The 24,729-nt window shown below is 43.1% G+C and carries 19 protein-coding genes; 7 read left to right on the forward strand and 12 right to left on the reverse strand.

The window, feature by feature from the left end; genetic code table 11:
- Positions 1–47: 47 nt before the first annotated feature.
- Together ACP7AA_RS06670 and ACP7AA_RS06675 are read right to left on the reverse strand one after the other, a co-directional pair.
- The gene (locus ACP7AA_RS06670) at positions 48–1,160 is read right to left on the reverse strand and encodes a 4-phosphoerythronate dehydrogenase (protein WP_426223272.1); all 1,113 of its coding nucleotides are present in this window, start codon (positions 1,158–1,160) and stop codon (positions 48–50) included.
- Between the two features lie 126 nt (positions 1,161–1,286).
- On the reverse strand, positions 1,287–2,483 hold the full coding sequence (locus ACP7AA_RS06675) for an AI-2E family transporter (protein ID WP_298908120.1): 1,197 nt from the start codon (positions 2,481–2,483) through the stop codon (positions 1,287–1,289).
- 969 nt (positions 2,484–3,452) lie between these two features.
- Between ACP7AA_RS06675 and ACP7AA_RS06680 the strand changes: the two genes are divergently transcribed.
- Entirely contained in the window at positions 3,453–5,156 is a 1,704-nt protein-coding gene (locus ACP7AA_RS06680) for an NAD+ synthase (RefSeq protein ID WP_201562350.1), read from the forward strand.
- Between the two features lie 290 nt (positions 5,157–5,446).
- Complete coding sequence (locus ACP7AA_RS06685; protein WP_298908117.1) at positions 5,447–6,724, forward strand: hemolysin family protein; 1,278 nt, start codon at positions 5,447–5,449, stop codon at positions 6,722–6,724.
- Between the two features lie 98 nt (positions 6,725–6,822).
- Here the strand turns inward: ACP7AA_RS06685 and ACP7AA_RS06690 are convergent, their stop codons facing one another.
- The 3 genes from ACP7AA_RS06690 to ACP7AA_RS06700 all read right to left on the reverse strand — a co-directional run bounded on the left by ACP7AA_RS06690 (position 6,823) and on the right by ACP7AA_RS06700 (position 8,477).
- Positions 6,823–7,554 (reverse strand): YggS family pyridoxal phosphate-dependent enzyme, encoded by a 732-nt coding sequence (locus ACP7AA_RS06690; protein WP_426223273.1) that lies wholly within the window; start codon positions 7,552–7,554, stop codon positions 6,823–6,825.
- A 79-nt stretch (positions 7,555–7,633) separates the two neighbouring features.
- Positions 7,634–8,200, reverse strand: coding sequence for an IS630 family transposase (locus ACP7AA_RS06695; RefSeq protein WP_426223029.1), 567 nt, complete (start codon positions 8,198–8,200; stop codon positions 7,634–7,636).
- On the reverse strand, positions 8,127–8,477 hold the full coding sequence (locus tag ACP7AA_RS06700) for an IS630 transposase-related protein (protein WP_426223030.1): 351 nt from the start codon (positions 8,475–8,477) through the stop codon (positions 8,127–8,129). The genes ACP7AA_RS06695 and ACP7AA_RS06700 overlap by 74 nt, the downstream gene beginning before the upstream one ends.
- 396 nt (positions 8,478–8,873) lie before the next feature.
- Here ACP7AA_RS06700 and ACP7AA_RS06705 point away from each other — a divergent pair, with 396 nt between their 5' ends.
- The gene (locus ACP7AA_RS06705; protein ID WP_149490560.1) at positions 8,874–9,929 is read left to right on the forward strand and encodes a type IV pilus twitching motility protein PilT; all 1,056 of its coding nucleotides are present in this window, start codon (positions 8,874–8,876) and stop codon (positions 9,927–9,929) included.
- A gap of 170 nt (positions 9,930–10,099) precedes the next feature.
- A complete protein-coding gene (locus ACP7AA_RS06710) occupies positions 10,100–11,221 on the forward strand; it encodes a PilT/PilU family type 4a pilus ATPase (protein WP_426223031.1) in 1,122 nt (373 codons plus the stop codon).
- A gap of 128 nt (positions 11,222–11,349) precedes the next feature.
- Here ACP7AA_RS06710 and fur read toward each other — a convergent pair whose 3' ends face one another.
- A complete protein-coding gene (gene fur, locus ACP7AA_RS06715) occupies positions 11,350–11,784 on the reverse strand; it encodes a ferric iron uptake transcriptional regulator (protein ID WP_201562358.1) in 435 nt (144 codons plus the stop codon).
- 324 nt (positions 11,785–12,108) lie between these two features.
- On the opposite strand from fur, the gene ACP7AA_RS06720 reads away from it, so the two are divergent.
- Complete coding sequence (locus tag ACP7AA_RS06720) at positions 12,109–12,528, forward strand: outer membrane protein assembly factor BamE (protein ID WP_183619781.1); 420 nt, start codon at positions 12,109–12,111, stop codon at positions 12,526–12,528.
- A gap of 50 nt (positions 12,529–12,578) precedes the next feature.
- On the opposite strand, the gene ACP7AA_RS06725 is transcribed toward ACP7AA_RS06720, so the two are convergent.
- From ACP7AA_RS06725 to ACP7AA_RS06740, 4 genes are all read right to left on the reverse strand, one after another.
- On the reverse strand, positions 12,579–12,980 hold the full coding sequence (locus tag ACP7AA_RS06725) for an RnfH family protein (RefSeq protein WP_426223032.1): 402 nt from the start codon (positions 12,978–12,980) through the stop codon (positions 12,579–12,581).
- Positions 12,980–14,122 carry a hypothetical protein gene (locus tag ACP7AA_RS06730; RefSeq protein ID WP_426223033.1) on the reverse strand — a complete coding sequence of 381 codons (1,143 nt, stop codon included), beginning with the start codon at positions 14,120–14,122 and terminating at the stop codon, positions 12,980–12,982. The genes ACP7AA_RS06725 and ACP7AA_RS06730 overlap by 1 nt, the downstream gene beginning before the upstream one ends.
- A 243-nt stretch (positions 14,123–14,365) precedes the next feature.
- Complete coding sequence (locus ACP7AA_RS06735; RefSeq protein ID WP_201562362.1) at positions 14,366–15,034, reverse strand: c-type cytochrome; 669 nt, start codon at positions 15,032–15,034, stop codon at positions 14,366–14,368.
- Positions 15,035–15,391: 357 nt separating this feature from the next.
- A complete protein-coding gene (locus tag ACP7AA_RS06740; protein ID WP_201619096.1) occupies positions 15,392–15,727 on the reverse strand; it encodes a c-type cytochrome in 336 nt (111 codons plus the stop codon).
- 407 nt (positions 15,728–16,134) lie between these two features.
- Between ACP7AA_RS06740 and yihA the strand changes: the two genes are divergently transcribed.
- Complete coding sequence (gene yihA / locus ACP7AA_RS06745; protein ID WP_426223034.1) at positions 16,135–16,953, forward strand: ribosome biogenesis GTP-binding protein YihA/YsxC; 819 nt, start codon at positions 16,135–16,137, stop codon at positions 16,951–16,953.
- A 194-nt stretch (positions 16,954–17,147) separates the two neighbouring features.
- On the opposite strand, the gene ACP7AA_RS06750 is transcribed toward yihA, so the two are convergent.
- Entirely contained in the window at positions 17,148–17,861 is a 714-nt protein-coding gene (locus ACP7AA_RS06750; RefSeq protein WP_426223035.1) for an HAD family hydrolase, read from the reverse strand.
- 154 nt (positions 17,862–18,015) lie between these two features.
- Entirely contained in the window at positions 18,016–19,026 is a 1,011-nt protein-coding gene (locus tag ACP7AA_RS06755) for an RluA family pseudouridine synthase (RefSeq protein ID WP_201562370.1), read from the reverse strand.
- A 1,267-nt stretch (positions 19,027–20,293) separates the two neighbouring features.
- Between ACP7AA_RS06755 and ACP7AA_RS06760 the strand changes: the two genes are divergently transcribed.
- Positions 20,294–24,709 (forward strand): Rne/Rng family ribonuclease, encoded by a 4,416-nt coding sequence (locus ACP7AA_RS06760; protein WP_426223036.1) that lies wholly within the window; start codon positions 20,294–20,296, stop codon positions 24,707–24,709.
- Positions 24,710–24,729: the final 20 nt, after the last annotated feature.

Below are 24,729 nucleotides of genomic sequence, written 5' to 3' on the forward strand. Positions count from 1 at the left end.
GGCTGCCTGACTTTTAAAACCAGCTAACTTTTAAAAACGCCTAATTTTTACGATTGCCATTCACGGCGTAAATGATAATCTCGGCGCAATTGATCAAAGTCGGCGCCCTTTACTTGACCATCAGCTAACTTACTTCGCAGTGCAGCATCATCTTGCATGATATTATAAAATTTAATCAGTCTCTCAGGATGCGCCTTGAGCTCAGACCATAAAAACATATTGAGCGGCAATAGCGTATGCATAGACTGCGCCGGTGTGACCGCCAGTTTTTCACAAAGCGCATCATAGATAATTTGCGTACCACGCAGTTTACCTTCGACCGTGTAGCCTGCGATATGCGGTGTGGCAATCGCAAGTTTGGACAGTAAGCGCTCAGCAATCTCTGGCTCATGTTCAAACACATCGAGCACCACTTGGCGACCCGTACGTTCAATATCAGCTACTAAGTCATGCGCATTAATAACCGGTCCGCGCGCGCTATTGATTAATAATGTATCTGCAGGCATCACATCCAAGGCATTGTTATCGATTAAATACCGGGTTGGATAGTCGCTGCCATTAGGATTAGCATTATCTTTTTTATCGGTTAACGGCACATGCAAGCTGATTACATCACTTTGGCTAATTACCTGCCCAAAGCTGGCATTATTAATATTCGATGCAGGCAGCAGCGGATCGTAACCCCATACCTGCCAACCTAAATCATGAGCATATTGCGCAAGGGTGCTGCCAATATTACCCAGTCCGATAATGCCTAAGGTTACGGGCGGTATCGATGGCTGCCAATACTGCGGGCGTAAGGTTAAGGCCGCAGTTAGTACATATTGCGCAACCGAATGCTTACTACAGCCAGCGGCATTAGCAAAGGTTATATTGCGTGCTACCAAATAATCTTGATCGACATGATCGGTACCGATGGTCGCCGAACCAACAAACTTCACACTGTTATTATCTGCCAATAGTGACGCGCCTACTGGCGTCACCGAACGTATCAATAGTACATCAGGTTGCAACTCTGCGAGCAACTGGGCATTGATATCACGTCCAGCGACGGCAAAAATCTTCACCGTGCGCTTCGTCTCTTGCCCAAGCGTTGATGCATTAAAAAACTCATTAAGGCTGGCGATATTGCTATCAGCAACAATGGTCAGAGGACGCATATTATCGTTATTCGTAGTGCTGGCATTAGGCATCTTTAAATATCCCTATTTATAAAGGTTTCTTATCAACCATCGCATCATTAGGACAGTGTGTTTTTTATTATCAAACTCTATGCGCTTCTCTTTTTAACCTTCTGTTTGGTCAGTAGAAACGGTATTTTCGTCTTTATTTTGCTCAGGCATTTTTTTCTCCGTAGCTTTTTGCTCAGTAGCTTTAGGTTGCAGTGGACCGTCAACCAACATCCCTTCTTGCTGGGCAAACAACTCATTCTTATGCTGCGATATCCATTCACGCCATACGGCAAGGCCGATTGCCAATACCACAGGACCAATAAATAAACCAACAAAACCAAACGCGGTTAAACCGCCCAATACCCCGATAAAAATAATGATAAAAGGAATTTTGGTGGCGCCGCTAATGACGATAGGACGGATAAGGTTATCAACCCAACTGATAACCAGTATACCCCAAAGCGCTAAGCCAATCCCTTCTACGGTATGTCCTTGGCTCAATAACCAAATCGATACCGCGCCCCAAACAAATGGCGTACCAAAGGGAATTAAGGCAATGATAAAAGTCACAATGGTAAGTAAGATAGGACTTGGCGCGCCAGCGAAATAGTAACCAATACCCGCGAGCAATGCCTGCGCCAATGCAGTCAAGCCGATACCATAGACGACCGCGCGCGTGGTCGTACCGACCGAATCAATGTAACCATCGATACGATTGCCAATGATATTACGCAGCGCTTGACGGATTTGACGTACCAAACTGGTGCCATCGCGATAAAAGAAAAACAACGTCATCAACGCCATACCAAGTTTGGCCAAACCACTGAAGACGACATCAAAAGCGACTTTGCCATAATATAGATGCGACTGTACCCAAAGACGAAAAGCCTCTAGCGTCCCCTCAGGGTTTTTATTGATTCTCCATAGCACATCTTTGACTTGCTGACCGATGATGGGCAAATCTTTGACAGAATCAGGCACATCCAAATAGCCCACTTTGATGCGATAGACTAAATTACTAATAAGACTTAACGCTTCTTGCTGCAAAATAAAGATACCAACGACGAGCGGCACACCAATCATAAGCGTGATGCTCACCGTCATAATAGCGGCGCTAAAGTTTGAGCTGAATCGAACTCTTTGGTGAAAAAAATTATAAATAGGAAAAGTCACGTAGGCTAAAATCGCTGCCCATAGCGCTGGTACAATAAAAAACTGTACGACTTGGAAACATAATACGAACAGCACCACCAATAAGGTAATGGCCAATAAGCGCTGAATAAGAAATTCTTTTGTCCAGTTTTCAATCATAGCGTATAAACCAAGAGCAGGCAGCAAAAAGCCAATCCGGCTTTGCTGTAACGTTTATAAATAGGTGGATAAAAATCACAGAGCTTGTCCGTTCCCGAACATGTCTATTATTGGTATCCCTTAGCGAGTATGTTAAGTGGTAAATATTAGGTAATAATTAATATTGGATAATAAGTTTCGTCGTAACTGCAGCGTAAAAAAGTTGCTGTCAATAGCGCGCGCAATAGAGCTACCGTACCATACAGCACCTTTATAAACATCATATTTGGCAAGCAAAACAGCATTAATTTCTAAAAATAATCTTTGCTGATTAAAATAGCGTTAATTTGATATTTACCTGCGCTTAAATGAGGTAACCCGCCGACAGTAACGGTTTATTATGCAATAAAACAAACCCAATAAATAAGACTATGTTGTAATCTTTACTTACATTTATCTGTACGCATTATCAGTGAATATGGGTGCTTGCACGTAAAAATTCCCAAGCAGATTTATCCCTGTAGCATAACGGCTATCTAGCACCTTTTTAGTCAATTATGCTGTGATATCTTGCCAGCTAAATCACTGCTCAGTTCTATTAGTACGGACAATTGATGTTATACTAAAGGGATTAATCTGAACGCTCGAATGCTGTTAAGTTAGTATGACCTTATAGGTTTTTAGCATTATCAGCCTTGGCGTTTTGAAAATTACTTCTTGCAATCCTCATCTGCCACCCTACTCTAGACTGTCTTAATCACGGGTATTTAGAGCGGCGCTGCATATTTTGGTATTGTCGATAAGCATTATATTGATGCCTATCCAAGCTTGGCGCTCATTATTTCGACTCACTATTCAAGCGTCGTGTTTTGAGTGCCTGATTAAACACTTATATTTTGCGTTACTTTTATAAATTACTTTGATTTGGTTTTATTTGAAACCAAGACGGATTCAACACATTTACACAACCTATTGATAGGAACAATAACAATGTCAAGAGACACTGCAAAAGATACTGATAATCCCAATTCTACTGCCTCAAATGACGCCAATACGGCATCTAAACCACAAGACAGCGTGACTTTTGCGCTAGCGCAATCGCATTTTTTGGTTGGTGATATCACTGCTAACGCTGAAAAAATGCGCACGCTTGCACTACAAGCCCGTGAGCAAGGCGCTGATGTGATTATCTTCCCAGAGTTAGCATTATTGGGCTACCCACCACAAGATTTATTGCTACGTCCTAGCCTTTCAGGACGTATCAAAAGCGCGCTGTCGTCTTTAAGTGATATCGATGATATCGTGATGATTGTAGGCTATCCGCATGTTGACCATCATGGCACCTTTAACTCGGCTGCGATTTTGCATAATGGTCATCAGAAAGGCTTTTATCATAAACAAATCTTGCCAAATTATGGCGTATTTGATGAGCGCCGTTATTTTGATAAAGGTCGCAACCAAGTCTTGTTTGACTATAAAGGCATTACCATCGGTTTGCTTATCTGCGAAGATTTATGGGAAAAAGGTCCGATTGCCGAGCTTAAAAAACAAGGCGCTGACCTGATTGTGAGCTTAAACGCCTCACCGTTTGAGATTGAAAAACAAGACAACCGTAAAACCATGCTGGCCAAACGTAGTCGAGAAAATAACTTGCCTATCGTTTATCTAAACGCTGTTGGCGGTCAAGATGACTTGGTCTTTGACGGCGGCTCTATGGCGATTCAAGCCGATGGCAGCGTAGCTCACGAAGCCTCGCGCTTTATGAATCAGCTTATGCTAGCGACATTTAATGTAAAGACGGCAAAATTTGATACGCAAGCAAAAGCGCCTTTATCATTAAGCCGTGAGTCAGAGATGTACCAAGCGCTGGTCGTTGGTCTACGTGATTATGTCAATCTTTCAGGCTTTACTGGCATCATCGTTGGCTTATCAGGCGGTATCGATTCAGCCTTGACCTTGTGTATTGCCGTCGACGCTCTGGGCGCTGATAAAGTCTATGCGGTGATGATGCCGTACGAATACACTTCACAAATCAGCTTAGAAGATGCGCAAGCACAAGCACGTCGCTTAAATGTTTCTTATACCGTTTGCCCGATTTTTGATGCGGTTGAAGGTATCCGTCATACCTTAGCGCCACTATTTAACAAGTCACCTGCTGATACTACCGAAGAGAATATCCAAGCGCGCGCACGCGGTGTGGTGCTGATGGCATTGTCTAATAAATTTGGTCATTTGGTCATCACTACGGGTAATAAATCAGAGTTAGCGGTTGGTTATTCAACGTTATACGGTGACATGGCTGGCGGCTTTGATGTGCTAAAAGACGTTTATAAATCACAAGTTTATAAGCTTGCCAGCTACCGTAACCGCTTAGAAGATACGCCGGTTATCCCTGAGCGTGTGATTACGCGTCCGCCATCGGCTGAGCTGCGTCCTGATCAAAAAGACCAAGACAGCCTGCCTGATTATGACGTTTTAGATGGTATCTTAATGTCGTATATCGATGAAGATATGGGTTATCAAGATATCGTCGATAAAGGCTTTGATGCTGATTTGGTCGCCAAGGTTATCAAAATGGTTGATAACAGCGAGTATAAACGCTCGCAAGCACCGATTGGCACTAAGATTAGCCATAAAGCCTTTGGTCGCGAGCGTCGTTTCCCATTGGTGAATAAATGGTCAATAAAAGGCTAAGCTTTAACTACTGATTTATCATTACAACCTTTTAGATATGCCGTTGTTTTTTAGATTAACCTCTATTTAAATTACAAACTAAAAGGTTGGATAGATTTAAGTTTTTATATAACTTTATTCAAGTGTTTTATAATTAGCTGGGTGCTTACCCAGCTTTTTTAGTTTTTATTGATAAATAATCTTCGCTATCTGCTACTTGCCCCAAATTTTTATACATAATCTCTTACTTCACCTTATTCCAACTACTGTTTTTAATTTAGCTACCCTACCTATTTTTATCCGAGTCCGTCATGAGTTTGATCACCGCTACTATCTTCCTTCTTTTATTACTTACCTTGAGTGCCTTTGTCTCTGCCGCCGAGATTGCCATCGCTGCTGGTCGCAAGATTAAGCTCCAAATCATGGCAAAAGAAGGCGAAGTCCGCGCCCTTGATGTCCTGCATATGCAAGAAAATCCTGGTGGATTTATTACTGTGGTGCAAGTTGTTCTGAACGCCGTCGCCATTTCAGCCGGTGCGGTTGGTGAGTCAGCCATTAGCCCTTATTTGCAGCTGTTGATTAAGCATGAAGCGGCGGCATCTATTATCTCGTTCGTGCTTATTACCAGTTTATTTTCCTTACTTGCTGATTTGATGCCTAGGCGCTTGGCGATGTCTAATGCAGAAATCTTTGCTGTGCGACTGGTACGCCCTATGATGGCGTTGACTTTTATTTTTAAGCCGGTTATTTGGGTCTTTGATGGCGCTGCAAACCTTATCTTTGAGCTTTTTGACATATCAACCATTCGCCAAGATGACATTACTCCAGAAGATATCTATGCAGTAATGGACGCTGGCGCTGAAGCTGGTGTGCTCAAAAAACAAGAGCACCATTTGATCGAAAACATCTTTGAGATGCAAGAGCGTACCGTCACCTCAGTGATGAATCCGCGTGAGCATATCGTCTATTTTGATAGCAAGACCAGTACCGAAGAAGTGGTCGAGGTGATGATTGCGCAGCCGCATAATAAGTTTTTGGTCTGTGAGGAAGACGATTTAGAACAAATTATCGGTTATGTAGAGTCGCGCAGCTTTTTAGCCTTGGTACTTAACCAACAAGAGGTTAGCCTAACTGACAAAGCGCTATTAAAGCCGGCGTTATTTGTACCCGATACCTTGTCTTTGTTTGAAGTCTTAGAGATGTTTAAATCGACCGGCGCTGACTTTGCGGTTATCGTTAATGAATATGGCTTGGTGGTTGGCGTCATTACCCTACGCGATGTGATGAGTATTGTCATGGGTGAGCTGGTGACGGTTGAAGAGCAGCCTATCGTGCAGCGTACGGATAACTCTTGGCTTATCGATGGTATGACGCCGATTGAAGACGTCATTCGGGCGCTAGATATTGTTAATTTACCGCGCAGTCAGAACTATGAAACCATCAGCGGCTTTATGATGTATATGCTGCGCAAAATTCCTAAAAAAACCGATACCATCGAATATGCCAATTATCGTTTTGAGATTATCGCTACTGATAACCTTAAAATTACCCAGCTACTCGTCACCAAACTTGAAGAAACGGTGAAGTAAAAAAAGCAGTTCAAATTTGCTATTAATATGTGATGAATCAATTGAGTGTCAGCTTAGTAGTTTAATGCTTTAACAGTCAATTAATAACAAGCTCAAAATCAGGCACGCGCGCCAAATATTGCCGTGCCGACGCGCACCATAGTAGAGCCATTGGCAATGGCTTCACCCATGTCACCACTCATGCCCATGCTCAGCGTATCCCACTGCGGTAACTCTGGATGCTCAATCTTGATATCTTCAAATAACTGCTTGGTTCGAGCAAAGGCATCGGTGTTGGCTTTTGCCGGAATAATCATCAAACCACGTAATTGCAAACGCTCGTAATGTTTAATGGCAGATATCAATGCGGGCAATTCGGCTGGTAAACAGCCGGACTTACTGTCTTCATTATCGATATTAACTTGTATCAGCACATTAAGCGGCGGCAGCTCGGCTGGGCGTTGCTCATTAAGGCGCTTGGCAATAATCTCGCGCTCCAGCGTTTGCACCCAATCAAAATGCTCAGCAATATCACGGGTCTTATTACGCTGAATACTACCAATATAATGCCAAATGATAGATTCGCATTCTGGCTGTTCTCGCAAAACTTGTATTTTTTCAAGCGCTTCTTGCAGATAATTTTCACCAAAATCACGCTGCCCTTGCCGCACTAATGTCGCAACCATCTCAGCAGGCTTGGTTTTAGATACCGCCAGTAAAGTGACTTCATTATGCTGCCTTGGCGCTTGGGCACACGCCTGCGCCACCTGTTTATTAACCTGCTGCCAACTTTCAATTAGATTTATATTATTGACATCACTTTCTTCATTTTGCGTATCAAATGCAGTCACAACAGTAGGAATATTATTTTTATGGGTTTGCTTAGAGATATCGTTCATAAAAGGCTCACAGGGATAAAGGATGCTATAGTTAAGTCGTTATAAAATCGATACAGCCCATATCATGAAACAGTTTAGGTAGATTATTCTCCATCCACCCTTGGCGTAGAAACTTAGCCTGTGCCCACTTCTTCTCGATAGGGTTCAGATCAGGGCTGTACGGCGGTAGCCAAAGAATACGATGGCCATGTCTGTTGAGTAGCTTTTGAATACGTTTGCTTTTATGAAACCGAGCATTATCCATGACAATCACGCATTTAGTCTTGAGACTTGGAATAAGTGTGAACTTACACCAATCATAAAATATATTGCTATTGATATTCTGCTCAACGTACTCAAGCGCAAATAGCATTTTTTCATAGAGAGCTCCGATGACATTCGTACGCTTCTTTGCTTGCCAGTTGTGGCTATCGATACAGGGTTTACCAATCGGTGCATAGCCATGAGAACGAATGGTTTCAGCCTCAAAGCCGCTTTCATCCATATAGACAATGGGATAGCCTTGCTGCGTAAAGCGATCAAGCCTACTCTGGAATATCGCTCTTTTTATCGGACACGCTTTTGGATGTTCTAAGGTCTTTTTTTTGACTGATACCAAGACGCTTTAAAGCATTAAAGATACCCGTTTTACTACAGTTTAAGCGACGAGCTCTTTCATAGTTATAATCATCTGGGTATCTTTTTACGTCTTCAATCAAGGCGTCATCAGGTATTTTAGTCGGTGCTTTATTTCTGGTTGTTTTAGGCGCTAATTTCTTCTGCCAGCTGTGAATGGTGCTGGTGCTAAGTCCATAAAATAGCGCAGCTTCTCGTATGGTCATACCATCAGCTATGCTAGAAAGTACCTGTTTGCGATAGTCTATTGAATAAGTCATCGTTTATTTCATTAAATGCAATTGTTAATAGGATTGTATCGGTTTTATTTGGATTAGACTATATTGTCTTAGATCATTATTTTTATAAGTCATTTTAACTTTTGATAAATACTCTTTTAATAGAGAAATAATAAATCAATATTCGTAAAACAAAGAATTACTGAACTATTTTTGCATTTTATTTATATAGTAGATGGTTAAATAGCCATAGTCTTGTTATGATATTGTTACATGGTCTAACATTTACTACTAAAGACAGTAGTAATGGTAACAAATACAGCGAAGATCAACATATTTTTAAGATGATTGGCTTAGATGGCGTTATAGAATACGTATCCATTATACATTCTATACGCTTTTTGGCTCACCCTTATTTATTGATAGGAATATCCGATTATGGCTGAAAAGAATAATTTAAGCATTGAAGACTTGCTGCGCTTTACGGTCAAGCATAAAGCCTCAGATTTACATATTTCAGCCGGTATGCCAGCGATGATTCGTGTCGATGGTGAGATGACCCGTATCAATATGCCAGAGATGAGCCATCAGGTTGTGCATCAGCTTATTTATGACATCATGAATGATAAGCAGCGCGCCGACTTTGAAGAGTTTTTTGAGACCGATTTCTCTTTTGAGATTCCAAATTTAGCGCGCTTTCGTGTTAACGCTTTTAACCAAAATCGCGGTGCAGGCGCGGTCTTTCGTACCATTCCCTCTAAAGTCCTTACCATGGAAGACTTGGGTATGGGCGAGGTTTTCAAACGTGTGTCTGACTTTAAACGCGGCGTGGTATTGGTTACAGGTCCGACGGGTTCAGGGAAGTCTACCACGCTGGCGGCCATGATTGACTATATCAATGAAACGCGTAAAGAGCATATTTTAACCATTGAAGACCCGATTGAATTTGTCCACGAGTCTAAAAAGAGCTTGATTAACCAACGTGAAGTCCACCGCGATACTTTAGGTTTCGAGCCTGCGTTGCGTTCTGCGTTACGTGAAGATCCAGACGTTATCCTCGTTGGTGAGCTACGTGACCTTGAGACTATTCGCTTAGCCTTGACCGCCGCAGAAACAGGGCACTTAGTCTTTGGTACTTTGCACACTAGCTCAGCGGCAAAAACCATTGACCGTGTGATTGACGTCTTCCCTGCTGCTGAAAAAGACATGATTCGAGCGATGCTTTCAGAATCGTTGCAAGCGGTCATCTCACAGACTCTTTTGCGTCGTCAAACCGGCGGGCGAATTGCCGCGCATGAGATTATGCTAGGCACGCCTGCTATTCGTAACTTGATACGTGAAAATAAAATCGCCCAGATGTACTCCTCTATTCAGACGGGTGCTGGTGATGGCATGATTACCCTTGACCAAACACTTAAAAACCTTGTCTCAAAAGGTACTATTAGCAAAGATGTTGCACGTCCTTATGCCAAGCAGCCTGAGGCGTTTATTTAGTACTGTTTTTCAAAGTATTAAACCTTTATAGCACTAAGTTTTAATAACATTACAAATTGACAATCATAGATTTTTAATCTGCTTTATTCATTTTTAATGGTCGTTATTGGCAGTCTTTAAAAGTTTATTGAAGCACCTTTTAATCTATATATTCCAAGTGTAGGTACGTTATGGACATTGATAAACTTTTACAGTTAATGATCAATAAAAACGGCTCTGACCTTTTTATTACCGCTGACGTTGCGCCATCCATGAAAATTAATGGCAAAATTCTGCCCGTGGGCAAAACGCCATTAACGGCTGAGCAAACCATGAGATTGGTTAAAGGCGTGATGACGCCAAACCAACAAAAAGAATTCGACGAAACCAATGAGTGTCAGTTTGCGATTACAGACCAAGCTCAGCAAGCGCGTTTTCGGGTTAGTGCCTTTATACAGCGCGACATGGCGGGAATGATTTTACGGAAAATTGAGAATAAAATTCCGACGGTCGAAGAACTGCGCCTGCCACCAGCATTAAAAGAGCTGGCGATGAAAAAGCGCGGTATTATCTTGTTGGTTGGTGCAACGGGGACGGGTAAATCCACCACCCTTGCGGCAATGATTGGGCATCGTAACCAGAACTCACACGGTCATATTATTACCATCGAAGATCCTATCGAGTTTGTGCATAAGCATCGCGGTTGTATTATTACTCAGCGTGAAGTCGGTATCGATACCCACTCTTTTGAAGCGGGGCTGAAAAACACCTTACGCCAAGCGCCTGATGTTATTTTGATTGGCGAGATTCGTAACCGCGAGGTTATGAGCTACGCGATTCAATATGCTGAGACCGGACACTTGGTCTTTGCTACCTTACACGCCAATAACGCCAACCAAGCCATTGACCGTATTATTCACTTCTTTGAAACCAGTCGCCATAATCAGTTGTTTATGGATTTATCGCTGAACTTACAAGCCATTATCGCCCAGCAACTGATTCCAACGCCTGATGGCAAAGGACGACGCGCTGCTATTGAGATTTTATTAAACTCACAGCTGATTAGTGACTATATCCGTAAGGGTGAGGTTCATGAAATCAAAGATGTGATGACGCGCTCACGCGAGAGTGGTATGCAGACCTTTGACCAAGCGCTGTTTGATTTATATGAACAGGGCGAAATCACCTATAAAGAAGCCATTCTGCACGCCGACTCTCCTAATGATTTGCGCTTAAAAATCAAATTGAGCAATAAAAACGGTACTGCCAATTTAGATGAGGGCGCTGATAGTTTATCGCTTGATATTACTTAGTTTTATATTACTTAGCTTGATCCTACTTATTAATTTATTCAGTATTTTTCCATAAAAAAGCCCTCATCGAATGTGAGGGCTTTTTTATAGCTTTAAAATTAGCAGCATCAGCTATTTTTTTGAAACGCTTATTTTGCGTTGTCTTTACAAGCCTGGTTGTCACAAATACCGTAGAGCACTAAAGAATGACCAGATAATTTAAAGCCATGTTCTGCTGCTACTTTGGTCTGCTCTTCTTCGATGATTTCATTATGGAATTCGATAATCTTACCACAGACATCACAAACCAGATGGTCGTGATGCTCTTCTTGGGTAATCTCAAATACCGATAGATTGTTCTCAAAATTATGACGCTCAACGATACCCGCTTGCTCAAACTGCGTCAGCACGCGATAAACGGTGGCGAGACCCACATCCTCACCTTGCTCGATCAGCGCCTTGTACACCTCTTCTGCACTCATATGATGCAGCTCTGCGCTTTCAAGCAGCTCTAAAATTTTAATACGCGGTAACGTTACTTTCAAACCCGCTTTACGTAAGTCTTGATTGGTAAAAGAAGCCATAATATCCCTTCTGACTATGAAAGTCTTAGCAAATAAATTCAAAAAACACGAGTTAAAAATCATTAATCATGAGTAATAATAGCGGATAAAGAAATATCAGCCATAAAAACCTAGCCACTCTCAGGCGAATTTCTAGAGCAATTTTTTATAAAAATTTGATGCCAAGTCTATGAATTTAAAATATAAATAATAAATACCGCCAGATAGCGTTTGGTAAATAATGTCGTAAGTGGTAGGCAATTGCAAGTAAATGACGTATCATTTGTCCAAGATTGCCTGCAAGACCAGCCTTATCGGTTCTTAGCTGCGCCTAACCCATTTTTTATGAGTCATCTTACCATGATAAAGACATTGAATTTTCGTTCGTTAAGCTCTGCAAGCGCAGTACGCAAGATTGCCATTACCAGTATGCTTAGTGCCGCTGTCGCTATGTCTGGCTGCTCATTACTAAGTGTGTATAAGATTGATTTGCCACAAGGTACCGCTATTACCCAAACCCAAGCACAAAAACTACAAGTGGGTATGAATCAAAATCAGGTACTTTATATTCTTGGCAGTCCGGCAATTAAAGATACATTAGAGCCTAAGCGCTGGGATTATATTTACGATTATAAAGCAGGGACAGAAGGTCGCCGCAAAGGTATCGCCGATGTTAAAAATGCCAGCCAGCACTTAATTGTCTATTTTGATGATAATGGTATAGTAACTCGTATCGAAGGTATCGACAGCTTACCGGCATCGTAAATCTGTTCGCAGACCATAACGACTGGCTAGTAAATTATAGCGACTGACGGTTAACCCCGAGATTTATTTTTGCGCTGAGACATAGGATCAGCGCTTAAGCTGCGATATACCTCTACCCGATCAAAAGGCTGCAATATATAATTTAGCGGCTGTTTTTGCGCATATACCCCGACACGCCAACGCTTAGCCGTTGGCGTCGTCATATCAGCCACTTGTTCGCACCATATTGCCAGCTCTTCGAACTGTGTCAGCCAACCCACTTGCGCCAAAGCCTCATATAGAGTAGCACCTTGACTGAGTTTAACGGTTAGGTAGTGCTGACGCTCTGCTTCTTCGGCATACGCCAGATATACCGTCATCAAATTGCTCTGTTCAGACTGAGACATATTAATGTTAGCTTCACTGTTGCTAGCTGCATGATTATTAGCAGCATGGTTATTAGCAGCGTTCATTAGCTTAACCACTGCATTACCCAACCGATTAACGCTAATAGTAATGCCAATGGCACAATCAAGCGTATCGCAACCCGCCATAAGTTATAAAAAGCTTCATTGCCAAAGTTTAAAGACTTACGCAAATGGCTAATTTTCATTTGCCAACCGGCAAAAACTGACAGTAATAACACGGCGATACTACTGATAATCACCAAAATGCCAACCAGCCAATTGGTCGGTATCGCAACTACTAGCAGCAGGGCTATTACAAAGGTTAATAGCACACTGACCAATAAGCCAAATTTATACGCCAATTGCTGCGTGCTATAGTGTAGTAAGTAGCTGGCCACAAACAATACGCCGACCCAATAAAGTAACTGCCCAATCGGTGGCAATGCCATACCGCTGATAAATAAGGCGACAACACCAACCACCAGCTGTAATATCCAAATCGGTAGGACAAGCTTAGTTGCCCGATATTCTTGCGTAGCATGATGACGAGAAGGTTTTTGGGCGTTATGATTATCCACCCCTACCGCAGTAACGGCTTGCTTGCTGACTAAATGCTGACCAAACCAATATAAGCCAGTACCTGCACCCACACTGACTAATGCCAAGGCAACAGCGCGTGCCCACTCGCTTAAGCTGACATCGGTCATCGTAAAAGCAACATTTGGTAAACCGTTTGCTACTCCTAGTAGTAAGCCAATCAACATTAAGCCCAAGCCAATCGGTAAAGGAGCGACGCCCAGTAAGCTTAATAAGACAGCAATAACCATTAAGCCTGCCGCAATGGCAAAGCTTGGTACATCAGGCGCGCTATTTAATTCCGTTAGAGCGGCTAAAATACCAGTACTTGCACCAGATATGACCAGTGCTGCAATAATAATAGACACCAATGCGGCGAGCCAACCAAAACCGCGCCATAAAGAGCTGGCATCTGCCTCGCGCGTGAGCTTTTGCATACCCGCTAAAGGCGCCTCGGCACTACGATAGGCCAAGGCAATCTCAGCATACACGACCGGTAATGAGACCAGCACCATGGCTAACAGCCAAAGCAACCAAAAATCGATCTCACCTATAGATGCGGGTGCAAACCAACGAAACAGTAGTAGCGGTAGCAGCGCGGCGATAAAGTAAGAAGCATAGCGAATCATCATAATTTAAATCCAAGCGATTCAAAGTGAATAACATTTAATGATATAAAGCCCTGATAAGCGCCGATACTTTTTCTATTAGCTTTATATACAGGCGACTTATTTAATACAAGTTTTATAAAAGATTATGCAAATTATATAAGGACTGACAGTTATAAAAAAACCCCGAAATCGGGGTTTAATAGCTAAAGCATAACGGCTGCATGAAAGTACATAAGTTAGTATTTCATTTAAACATGCAACAAATTAGTGGATAGCACTCACATAATCTGACAAGATGCGAATATCGCGATCAGACAGTTTTGAAGCAACGGTTTGCATCATACCCATCTCGCCTTCTTTTGCCGCATCGTTGACACGTTTTTGCTCATCGCTGTCGATATCATCTACACGACCAGCCGCACGGAAAAGCTTTAATTGAGTGGCGATATATTCAGCATGCTGTCCACCTAAACGTGGAAATGCAGCCCAAGCGTTACCCGCTGCATCTGGACCATGACAACCTGCACAACCGATGACACCGCGTGTCTTATCGCCGCCTAAAAACAGCTTAGTCGCTTCTTGTGTGGTTGCAGGATTACCGAATGCTACACCCCAAGGTTTTTGGCTCGCATAATATCCTGACACGTTGGCCAAATCTTGCTGAGATAAATTGGCAACTTGTGATTGCATGATACCGTTTTTACGATAGCCCGATTTAAAATCAACCAATTGTTTGTATAAGTACTTCACGTTTTGACCGCCAAGATTTGGCTGGGCTGGTATAGGACTCACACCATTAACACCGTGACAAGCAGCACAAACCGTTTCGGCGACTTGTTTACCAGCGTTAAGATCATATTCAGGAACAGTGATAGCAGCTTGTACGCTGAAACTTGCAACACATAAGCTGGCGGCAGCGATTAACTTTTTCATTGATACAAATCCTACTAACTCGGCGTAAGCATTATCTAGCATGATTGTATTATTTAAAGACGAAAGATATACAGAGCCATCATTTAGCCAGCTAAGCCATATATTCTGCGGTCTTTATCACAAGCAGCCCGAAAGTACTTACTAATATCAGGGTTTATTTTGGATTATTATAGCAAGACTTTTTACTATTTGCCTACTTAATCGTAGCATTGGGGATTTTTTCTATTCATATCCTAATCACCTGCTTCATAAAAACAAAAAAGCGCAACAGGTTTAGCAACCTTGCGCCTTATATATTTTTATAAACAATGATTGATAGCTTTATAACTTAGGCATGACCTATACACAGGTTGAACGCTATTTACTCATATATTCGATAAGTTTACGGTAATCATCATCGCTGCAATCTGTGCACAATCCACCGGCGGGCATTTGAATCATGCCACTTTTCACCGATTTAATCAGCGCTGGCATGCCCTTTTGTTTGATGAGCTGTTGCCATTTGGCACTGTCGCCTTTTTTAATGGCATTGAGCGCGCCACTATCGTGACAAGCGGCACATGAGTTATTATAGGACGTTGCAATATCAGCCGCACTGGCAGTACTTAGCATTGCCGTACCAATTATGAGCGCGGTTGCCGTACTGGCTAATAAGCGATAGCTTTTGGCAACTGTTGTGGTGATTGAGAACATGGGACACCTCACATCGTTTTTCATTCGCTTAATCAATAATTTTATTAAACGTCTTTCATTCAATCTGTCTTACTAAAGATTGTAACAATATATGTCGTATTAATATATATAAATATAGTTTAGCTTTGTTAACGGCTGCTCATGAGGCAGAAGACTGCCCTAAGAGCCAATTTACTTAAAAGCTATTTTAAGACTATGTCGCCAATAGGTTGTAATTAATATAAGGGTAATGGCCGTTATTTCAATAACTAAGCGCCGTAATAGTATAGAATAGGCGGTATCCTAAAACCCTTATATGATTGAAGTCTTATTTTTGCAGCGCACCTATTCCATACGCTGCTGTAAGCACTACTTAATTCAAAAACTTTTATTACCGTATCCAATTTTTCAAGATTAATGAGTCACTTATGAGTACCCCGTTCAAAGATGTCGCCGCTGAACACGCGGATTTTAATACCAAAGCCCGTCAACGCATTCAGCAAACTGAATTTCTCATGTCTGCGCCAACTTTTCGCCTTTGTCCGCCTGATGTTGGGCTAGAGATTGCCTTTGCTGGACGTTCAAACGCTGGTAAATCGTCCGCTATTAATGCACTGACCAATCAGCGCCAATTGGCACGCTCGTCTAAAACGCCTGGCCGTACGCAGATGATTAACTTTTTCAGTATTGGCGATAGTGATAGACGTTTGGTTGATTTACCCGGTTACGGTTATGCGGCCGTACCGCTTGAGATGAAAAAAGAATGGCAGGTTGAGCTAGAGGAATATCTGGTATCACGCTCAAGCCTTGCAGGTTTGGTGCTGATGTCAGATATTCGTCATCCACTGAAGTTCTTTGATGAGCAAATGCTGCATTGGGCAAAAGATGGCGATCTGCCAGTGCATATCTTGCTGACTAAAGCCGATAAGCTTAAATATGGTGCTTCCAAAAACGCGCTACTGAATACCCGTAAGAGACTGAAGCAATTGAGCTTAAACTGTACCATTCAGCTATTTTCAGCGTTAAGAAAAGAAGGGCTTGATGAATTGGCCGGCGTCATGGGCAACTGGTATGAGTATCAGCTGGATGCTAATAAAATTATTGAATCCTCTTTTGCTTTGCTAGAAGGTGCTGAGCTAGAAGACGCGATTGCAAAGGACGCTGCTCAAACAGGCAATGTTGAGAAAGATAGTGCTAGAAAAGATAGTGCTGAACAAGATAATGTTGAAAAGGACAGTACTGAATAAGACGGCAAGTAAACCTCATGGTTTTCTTCGCCAGTCCTACTTTTTAACCAGTCACAGTTTTTAACCAGTCACAGTTTTTAACCAGTCACAGTTTTTAACCAGTCACAGTTTCAGCCAAAAAGGGTTTATCGCTAATAACGATAAACCCTTTTTGATTTTTATGACCCTCTTTTACCATTTAAACGAATGCTTATTTAAGCACACAATAGCTCAGCCAAGGCTTGCGGGGTATCCACTTGATAAGTTGGCTGCTCGGCAGCAAGCTCGCCACTCGACGCCGTACCATAATTGACCGCAATACTGGTCATGCCCAAACGGTTGGCCATTTGGATATCATAAATACTGTCGCCGATAAATACCGCCTGCGAGATTGGCTGCTTGGTATGGTCTAAAATATCACTGAGCATTTGTGGGTCAGGTTTTGAGCCTGACTCATCAGCGCAGCGCGTGATGGCAAAATAATGATGACTGTCAGAACCATCTAATACCCGATCTAAACCCTTTCTTTTCTTACCAGTGGCGACCGCCAGCTGCTTATCTTGCTGTTGCAAGGTTTGCAGCATAGTTTCGATAGGCGCAAAAAACGGCGTACGATGGCTGTTCGGAATATAATAATCCGCATAACTTTGCTGAATCGCTAGCTTCTGCGCAGCGGTTGCTTGCGGATATAAAATCTCAATACCATTCATTAGACTCAGGCCGATGATGTCTTTGACGGCCTGATCGGTGGTGGTAAAGCCATGCGCCTCGCCTGCCACATGCATTGACTCAACGATTAAGCCAATCGAATCCATCAAGGTGCCATCCCAATCAAAAATAATCAGCGTTTTATTGGCTAAGTGATGCTCGGCTGCTAATTTAGAAGTATTGGCTGTTGCTAATGTATGAGCGAGTGCTGCTGCTGTCATGAACTAACCCTTAACGATTCATCGTAAATGGCGGATATGAAAACGTCACGGTCACTTATTTGGATAAAACATGCCCTTATAAGTCACTGTGACGTTTGTGCTTCATACTGAATATTAATATAAAAACTGAGAATGGAATATCAGTCCTTTAAGCTTATTCAGGTAGTTTAATGTCTGCTGGTAACCAAGCTACCATCTCATCTGGTAATGGTGCGGTAATGGTCTCATAGCCGGGAATATCCAAACGCCACGCATGTAAGCACAGACGATGCACGCCAGACTTGTCATGCACGTTGTATTTATCATCACCTAAGATAGCATGACCAATATGTGCCAAATGCACGCGGATTTGATGAGTACGACCGGTCAGTGGCTTAGCTTCAATCAAGCTGACTGGCTGATTGGCCAGCATAAAACGACCATGAACGATAATATCTGTCTGACTTTCTTTAGCTTGGGCATCTTGTGCATCTACTTTTACGCGGCGCTCACCACTAGCCAGTGTATAGCGCAATAATGGCGCGTCGATACGCTGCTCGTTCAGTGCAGGCTGACCTTTGGCGATACATAGATAGTGTTTTTGGATGGTTTTGTCGACCAGATGCTGTTGCAGGGCTTTTAGCGCTGAGCGTTTCTTAGAAATCATCAGCAGACCTGAGGTATCTTTATCGATACGATGAATCAGCTCTAAGTACTTTTTGCCCGTCACTTCGCGCATGGCTTCAATAACGCCAAAATCTAAACCACTACCGCCATGAACGGCGATACCCGATGGTTTATTCAATACGATTAAACCTTCATCTTCGTAGACCACACGTGCCAATAAACTCTTGGCAAATTCGGTACTGATAATAGGTTTATCGCGGGTGGCTAGCTGGACAGGCGCAATACGCACCACGTCTTCACGCTGTAATCTGTCATGCGCTTTACAACGTTTATTATTGACGCGCACTTCATCAGAGCGAATCATTTTATAGATATGCGGTTTAGGCAAGCCCTTTAGACGATTGAGCAAAAAGTTGTCCAAGCGCTGATCATGCTGATGGCGAGTAACTTCAAGGTAGTTGACCTTTTCAAAGTTACTAATTTCGTCATCGGCACTTTGCGGGCGCGTTTTGCTATTAAAGATAGCCGGAGCTTCGTGGATAGGTTCGTCGTTTGTCATTTTGTCGTTTGTCATTTTTAGTTAGGTATTTACATAAAGATTTGCTATAGTTTAGCATGTTGAGCGCCAATTAAGCAGAGGCTGCGACAATAATTCATTGTTGTTACAGACAGTGTAGCGCCATTTTTACTGCTGGTCAGTACTGGTTAGTTAAGCGCTGCCTGCTATAAAATCTGCCAAGCTTGTGTGTTTCATCTGATTTTAAGGGTGTTATATCCCTTGATATACCCTATAATGCCCCATAAATTGTAAGAACAACGCTGACATTTATTAGTACAAAACAGTATTAGTACCAGATAAGTTATCAGCATAAGATTGTTTATCATTACAGAATATTGTGACATTAGACAAAATCGCTTTGATAGATTTTTAAAACATTTTTATCAAACGATAACAACATAACATTTACTCACTACCGCATAACCACGACTTGCCTTGATAACTATTTATGATCATACATAATTATTTATCATCCAGTCCTTTAGGCGCGCAGATGAGCAAGTATGGGTCGTTTAGAGCCAGAATCGAGCATCATTAACTGATTGTCGATAGCTGCCTGAGTATTGGTGGTCAAACAGAGGACGATAAGTAGAATAGACAAGAGACACCGTGCCGATAAGCCGGTCATTTATTCTGTTTGCCAAGTACGCCCCGCTGATGACGAAAGCAGCGCCACCTAGCTTTGAGATACCCCAGATATATTGACGTTATACCCAAAAGAACGATAAATAAAGAATGACCAATTGCTTCACCTAAAAGGATAACCGCTGCACGGCACTATTTTATACGATAACACTTATATAATAGTCCTTAATGACAGCGATATTATTGCTAGACCTTGATTGATTACTGTGACAGCACGATGCTTTTTTAGTACCTGTGACCTCTTGACTCTCAGTCACTATCCACTGCCACCCTTACAACGTGCGCTGCCTACAAAACTGGATAAGACGACTGATAATAAAAGACCACTAACTTGCTCCTGCATTAATCATTAGAACAAGCCTATTCATAATAACTCTATAGATAGATAGTAGCCTTACACCCTATCTTATCTATATGAATGTTACCGACATTAGCATACCTTATCGCTAATACATTTTAGGTCAAAAAGCGATTGCGAAAAGCCCGCGCGCTTAACTGCATTTATGATTTACGTTCTACCGCTCATTAACGTCTGCTCAGGCTAATTGTATTATTAGCCACACTTGCCACCCTGCCCTAAAGCCTGTCTCGTCGTTGTTCTGCGTACTCATAGGATATAAATATGAAACGCATTTTAATCAACGCCACTCAAAACGAAGAAATTCGTGTTGCCCTTTGTAAAGGCAATCATCTTTATGATTTCGATTTAGAAAACCGTACCCGCGAACAAAAAAAATCCAACATTTATAAAGGTCATGTGACCCGTGTCGAGCCTTCGCTTGAAGCGGTATTTGTCGAATATGGCTCACAGCGTCAAGGTTTCTTACCGATTCGTGAAATTTCTGCTGAATATTTAAGCGGCAATCCACGCGATGAAAACATCAAAAAACTGATCAAAGAAGGTGACGAGCTCATCGTCCAAGTTGAAAAAGAAGAGCGCGGTAATAAAGGCGCGGCTTTATCAACTTATGTGTCATTGGCTGGTCGTTATTTAGTGTTAATGCCAAACAACCCTCGTGGCGGCGGTATTTCACGTCAAATCTCGGGGAAATTGCGCGAAGATATGAAGCGTATGCTTGGCAGCTTAGATTTGCCAAAAGGCATGAGCGTTATCATTCGTACTGCTGGTATTGGCAAAACCCAAGAAGACTTGCAGCATGACTTAAACCACTTGCTTAATATCTGGCAAGCTATTCAAGAACAAAATCAAAAATATCCTTCACCGCGTTTGGTGCATCAAGAAGCTGGCGTCGTGACGCGCGCCGTGCGTGATTATCTACGTGATGATATTGCTGAGATTTGGATCGATAACGAAAACGCTTATATCGAAGCGGCAGGTTTTATCGACGCGGTGATGCCAAAACAAGCTGAAAAGCTACGTAAATACACCGATTATGAGCCAATGTTTTCACGCTTTAATATCGAAAAACAAATCGAAACGGCCTATCAGCGTGAAGTACGTTTGCCATCAGGTGGCTCAATCGTTATTGACCAGACTGAAGCCTTGGTGTCTATCGATATTAACTCCGCCAAGTCGACCAAAGGTTCAGACGTTGCTGAAACTGCTTATCATACCAACTTAGAAGCCGCCGATGAGATTGCTCGTCAATTGCGTCTACGTGATATGGGCGGCTTGATTGTCATTGATTTCATCGATATGAATGACAATAAGCATCAAAAAGAAGTTGAAAAACGTTTGGTTGATGCCACCAAATATGACCGTGCCCGCGTACAGTTCGGTGATATCTCTAAATTTGGTTTGATGGAAATGAGCCGTCAGCGTCTGCGTCCATCACTAGAAGAATCGACTGGTTATATTTGCCCACGCTGTCATGGCAATGGCATGATTCGTGATTTGCGCTCGCTGTCACTATCTATTATGCGTCAAATTGAGCAAATCGCCTTAAAAGAACGTCAAGGTGAAGTACAGGCAGAAGTACCGACTGATATCGCTGCTTTCTTATTAAATGAAAAGCGCGATGCCTTGGTTTACTTGGAACAAGACAGTGGTACGCGTATTACCATTTTGCCGCACGCGCATTTAGAATCGCCAAACTTTAAGCTGCACTTTAACCGTGACGGCTTTGCCCCATCAAGCTATGAGCGTATTACGGATACAGCCCAAGAACATAGCGATTTGGGTTATGAAGTTGACTGGCAAACCGCTGAAAAAGAGCGTCCTGAGCAGCAGCCGACGCGCCAGCCACGCCAAATAGCCGATAACAGCAGTAATAATAACGGTAATAACAGTCAAGCGAATACGAGCGCCAATACCCAGCAAAGTGCGCCGAGCCAGCAGCAGAGTACGACCAGTCATAGTAATGACCATCGTAGCAATACCAATGCTAGCAATGTTTCATCAGCGCGGGCGCCACAAACACAGCCACAAACACATCCACAAACACAAGCGCCGACACAAAGTGCACCGGCTGTTGCGGCTACAGCTGCGCCAGTAGCGACCCAAACTGCTCCTGTTGCTGCTGCCCAACCGCAAGCCGTTGCTTGGTTGTCTAATTTATTTGCGCAAGCACCGCAGGCACAGACCACTCATAGCGTCAGTAGTCGTGACGCCGCTGAAGCCATTGAAGCGCTGGTCAATACAGGCGCGCAAAGCTTAGGCTCGTTTGGGCAAGTTGATAACAGTGTGCTTACTGATAACAATCAAGCTACAGCTGCGCCGCAAGAGAGCAATCAACAAGCCAATAACCAGCCGTCAAACGCCAATCGTCAGCAGGCTGCTAACAACACAGCTGATGACAATAACGATGCTGAAGAAAGAAGAAGACGTAAGCCACGTAAATCACGCCCTTCTAAGACGCGCCAAAGAAAAGAGCCGTCAGATGAAACGAGTGATAACGTCGCTGGCGATACGACAGACAGCAGCATCAGTAGCGCTGATAACAAAGAATCGAACAGCCAAGATAAACGTCAGCAGGATAACAGACGTCCTAACGACCGTAATCGTAATAATCGTCAAGACAGCGCTCGCAATGGTAATGAGAGCAGCGAAAATAGCAAAGGCAATGAACGTCATGAGCGCACCGACGCTGACGACAAAAGCGCTAATGCTGCAGACGAGCAAACTCGTGCTAAGCGTAAATCAAATAGCCAACGTCACTCACGCGGCAAACTTCAGCGCGGTGAGACGTTAAGCGCTGATAATGCACAACAAAATGCTCAGCTAAGCACTAAAGAGGCTAATAATGGCAATGGTAGAAGTCAATCCAGCTCACGCCGCAACCAAGACCCTAACGAAGTTATATTACAGGTCAATGAAGCAGCCACGGAACTCAAATCGCCAGAAGTTGTACATTTATCCTTAGATGACAGTAAATCTGTAACAGCTACTCGCCAAGCGCCTGCAAAGCAAAACGCTGAGAAAGCTAGCAATGACGCTGATAAGCAGAAAGCACGTCAAGAAGACAGCACGCCGAAAAATGTAGACAAGCCGGAAGCTGTTGAGCAAAAGACTGACAGTCAAGCTACTAAAAACAGCCGTGAATCGGTTGATAACAGTGAAAAAAACAGTCAGCAAGTTGATATAGCTGAAGCTGTTAACAGTGATGCAGCTCATCTAAAAGAAGCAAAAATAGCAGAGCCAAAAGCAGACCAAGCACAACCAAGCGCTACTGAAGCTAAAGTGCAAGTGTCTAATACTAATTCTGTAGACGACAGTAAAGTCGCCGCTAAAAAAGGTGCTGCTGAAGAAGCAGGGACAGATGAGCAAGCAACGTCTAACAGCAGTGATGTTAAAACTGACCGTCCAGCTGAAAGTCAAAAGCCAGTAGACGCCATCGTTGAAAATAAAGCAGCTACAGAGAAAACTCAGGAAACCGCTTCTGATGTTGCCACTGATGCTAATTCTAAGGCTGACGATGATGCTAGCAATAGCAAGCAACCAGCGTTTGAGCTTAACCATGACGCCTTGTTTGCTAAACGCTATGTGACGGCCAATAAGTTTGGTCAAGCCAGCAATGACCCACGTCTGGTTCGTCGTCAGCAGGCTCAAGCACCGACAACTAAAACGTCGGTCGCTGAAATACCTCAGGCAAGTCAGCAAGACAAGCCAACCGCTGTAAATATGCCAGCTATCCGTGGTACGGTTGGTGAATTTATCCGTGCGACGCTACCAGAGGCGCAAGCGCGCTTAGCAGCAGAGGGCGTTATCAACTGCTTTAATGCAGCCATTGCCTTGCATGTTGAGCAAGCGCAAGCCGCTACTACTGACGAGGACAAGGTTAAAGTCGATAGCAGTAATGAGCCTAAAGTAGTGACTGGCGAAGCTGCCAATCAAGATTTCAACTTTAGCAACTATGGTTATCAACCTTTAGCAGCAGATTATATCGCCCGCTTTGAGAAGATGACGCAAGCGGTCAGTCAGTTTGCCGCCGCGCAAGGTAAAACAGCCGTTGAACCACGCGCTATTAGCAAACGGGCAAGCAACGACCCACGCGGTCAGCATCCTGACTATCAGGAACTAGCTGTAGTTACCACTTCTGAAGCGCCTGCAGATAACGCTTTAGCTGCCGACAGCGACGTCGATGCTCATGTAGATGCCCATAAAGTAGAAGCAACTGCGCTTGCAAATCAAGGTCAGACAGATGATGTCAGCGCCGATAGTGAGCAGCTGTTAAAGGTTGAGCAAGCACTAGAAGAAGGAAACGCGGAGCAATCTGAAGTTGAAGCAGCGAAGGCGGAAGATGTTAAAGCAGAAGATGCTGAGGTTAAAGATGCTGATTCTGAAACTACTGTTTCTGATGTTGAGCAAAGCGAAACTGAGCAAGCGCCTGAGGCAACTGAACAAGTATCAGAGCCTGCGACAAAAGAAGAAATTCAGGCGGCGAAATCAAAAACAACCATCGCCAGTTATAAAAATATGATTGAAAATGTGGCTGAGCAGTTGTTGCCACAAAAAGGCATGTTTAACTTAACCACGCCAAAAGTACCTAAAGCGCGCACGCGTAAGCCGAAGACTGAGCATAAGAAGCCAACGCAGGCGGAAAAATCAGAATCTGATGATACTGATAGCGAAAGCTAATCGCCTTTTATAAATAGTCT

Source organism: Psychrobacter sp. DWR1-2-3, from assembly GCF_049896465.1.
In the GTDB taxonomy this organism is placed as follows: domain Bacteria; phylum Pseudomonadota; class Gammaproteobacteria; order Pseudomonadales; family Moraxellaceae; genus Psychrobacter; species Psychrobacter maritimus.

Coding starts and splice junctions, on each gene's coding strand:
- ACP7AA_RS06750 (WP_426223035.1), bottom strand. CDS start 17,861: ATGACAGCAGCAGCACTCGCTCATACATTAGCAACAGCCAATACTTCT.
- ACP7AA_RS06700 (WP_426223030.1), bottom strand. CDS start 8,477: ATGACTTATTCAATAGACTATCGCAAACAGGTACTTTCTAGCATAGCT.
- ACP7AA_RS06730 (WP_426223033.1), bottom strand. CDS start 14,122: ATGATGATTCGCTATGCTTCTTACTTTATCGCCGCGCTGCTACCGCTA.
- ACP7AA_RS06755 (WP_201562370.1), bottom strand. CDS start 19,026: ATGACAAACGACGAACCTATCCACGAAGCTCCGGCTATCTTTAATAGC.
- ACP7AA_RS06735 (WP_201562362.1), bottom strand. CDS start 15,034: ATGAAAAAGTTAATCGCTGCCGCCAGCTTATGTGTTGCAAGTTTCAGC.
- fur (WP_201562358.1), bottom strand. CDS start 11,784: ATGGCTTCTTTTACCAATCAAGACTTACGTAAAGCGGGTTTGAAAGTA.
- ACP7AA_RS06720 (WP_183619781.1), top strand. CDS start 12,109: ATGAGTCATCTTACCATGATAAAGACATTGAATTTTCGTTCGTTAAGC.
- ACP7AA_RS06680 (WP_201562350.1), top strand. CDS start 3,453: ATGTCAAGAGACACTGCAAAAGATACTGATAATCCCAATTCTACTGCC.
- ACP7AA_RS06725 (WP_426223032.1), bottom strand. CDS start 12,980: ATGAACGCTGCTAATAACCATGCTGCTAATAATCATGCAGCTAGCAAC.
- ACP7AA_RS06710 (WP_426223031.1), top strand. CDS start 10,100: ATGGACATTGATAAACTTTTACAGTTAATGATCAATAAAAACGGCTCT.
- ACP7AA_RS06760 (WP_426223036.1), top strand. CDS start 20,294: ATGAAACGCATTTTAATCAACGCCACTCAAAACGAAGAAATTCGTGTT.
- ACP7AA_RS06705 (WP_149490560.1), top strand. CDS start 8,874: ATGGCTGAAAAGAATAATTTAAGCATTGAAGACTTGCTGCGCTTTACG.
- ACP7AA_RS06685 (WP_298908117.1), top strand. CDS start 5,447: ATGAGTTTGATCACCGCTACTATCTTCCTTCTTTTATTACTTACCTTG.
- ACP7AA_RS06740 (WP_201619096.1), bottom strand. CDS start 15,727: ATGTTCTCAATCACCACAACAGTTGCCAAAAGCTATCGCTTATTAGCC.
- yihA (WP_426223034.1), top strand. CDS start 16,135: ATGAGTACCCCGTTCAAAGATGTCGCCGCTGAACACGCGGATTTTAAT.
- ACP7AA_RS06675 (WP_298908120.1), bottom strand. CDS start 2,483: ATGATTGAAAACTGGACAAAAGAATTTCTTATTCAGCGCTTATTGGCC.
- ACP7AA_RS06670 (WP_426223272.1), bottom strand. CDS start 1,160: ATGCGTCCTCTGACCATTGTTGCTGATAGCAATATCGCCAGCCTTAAT.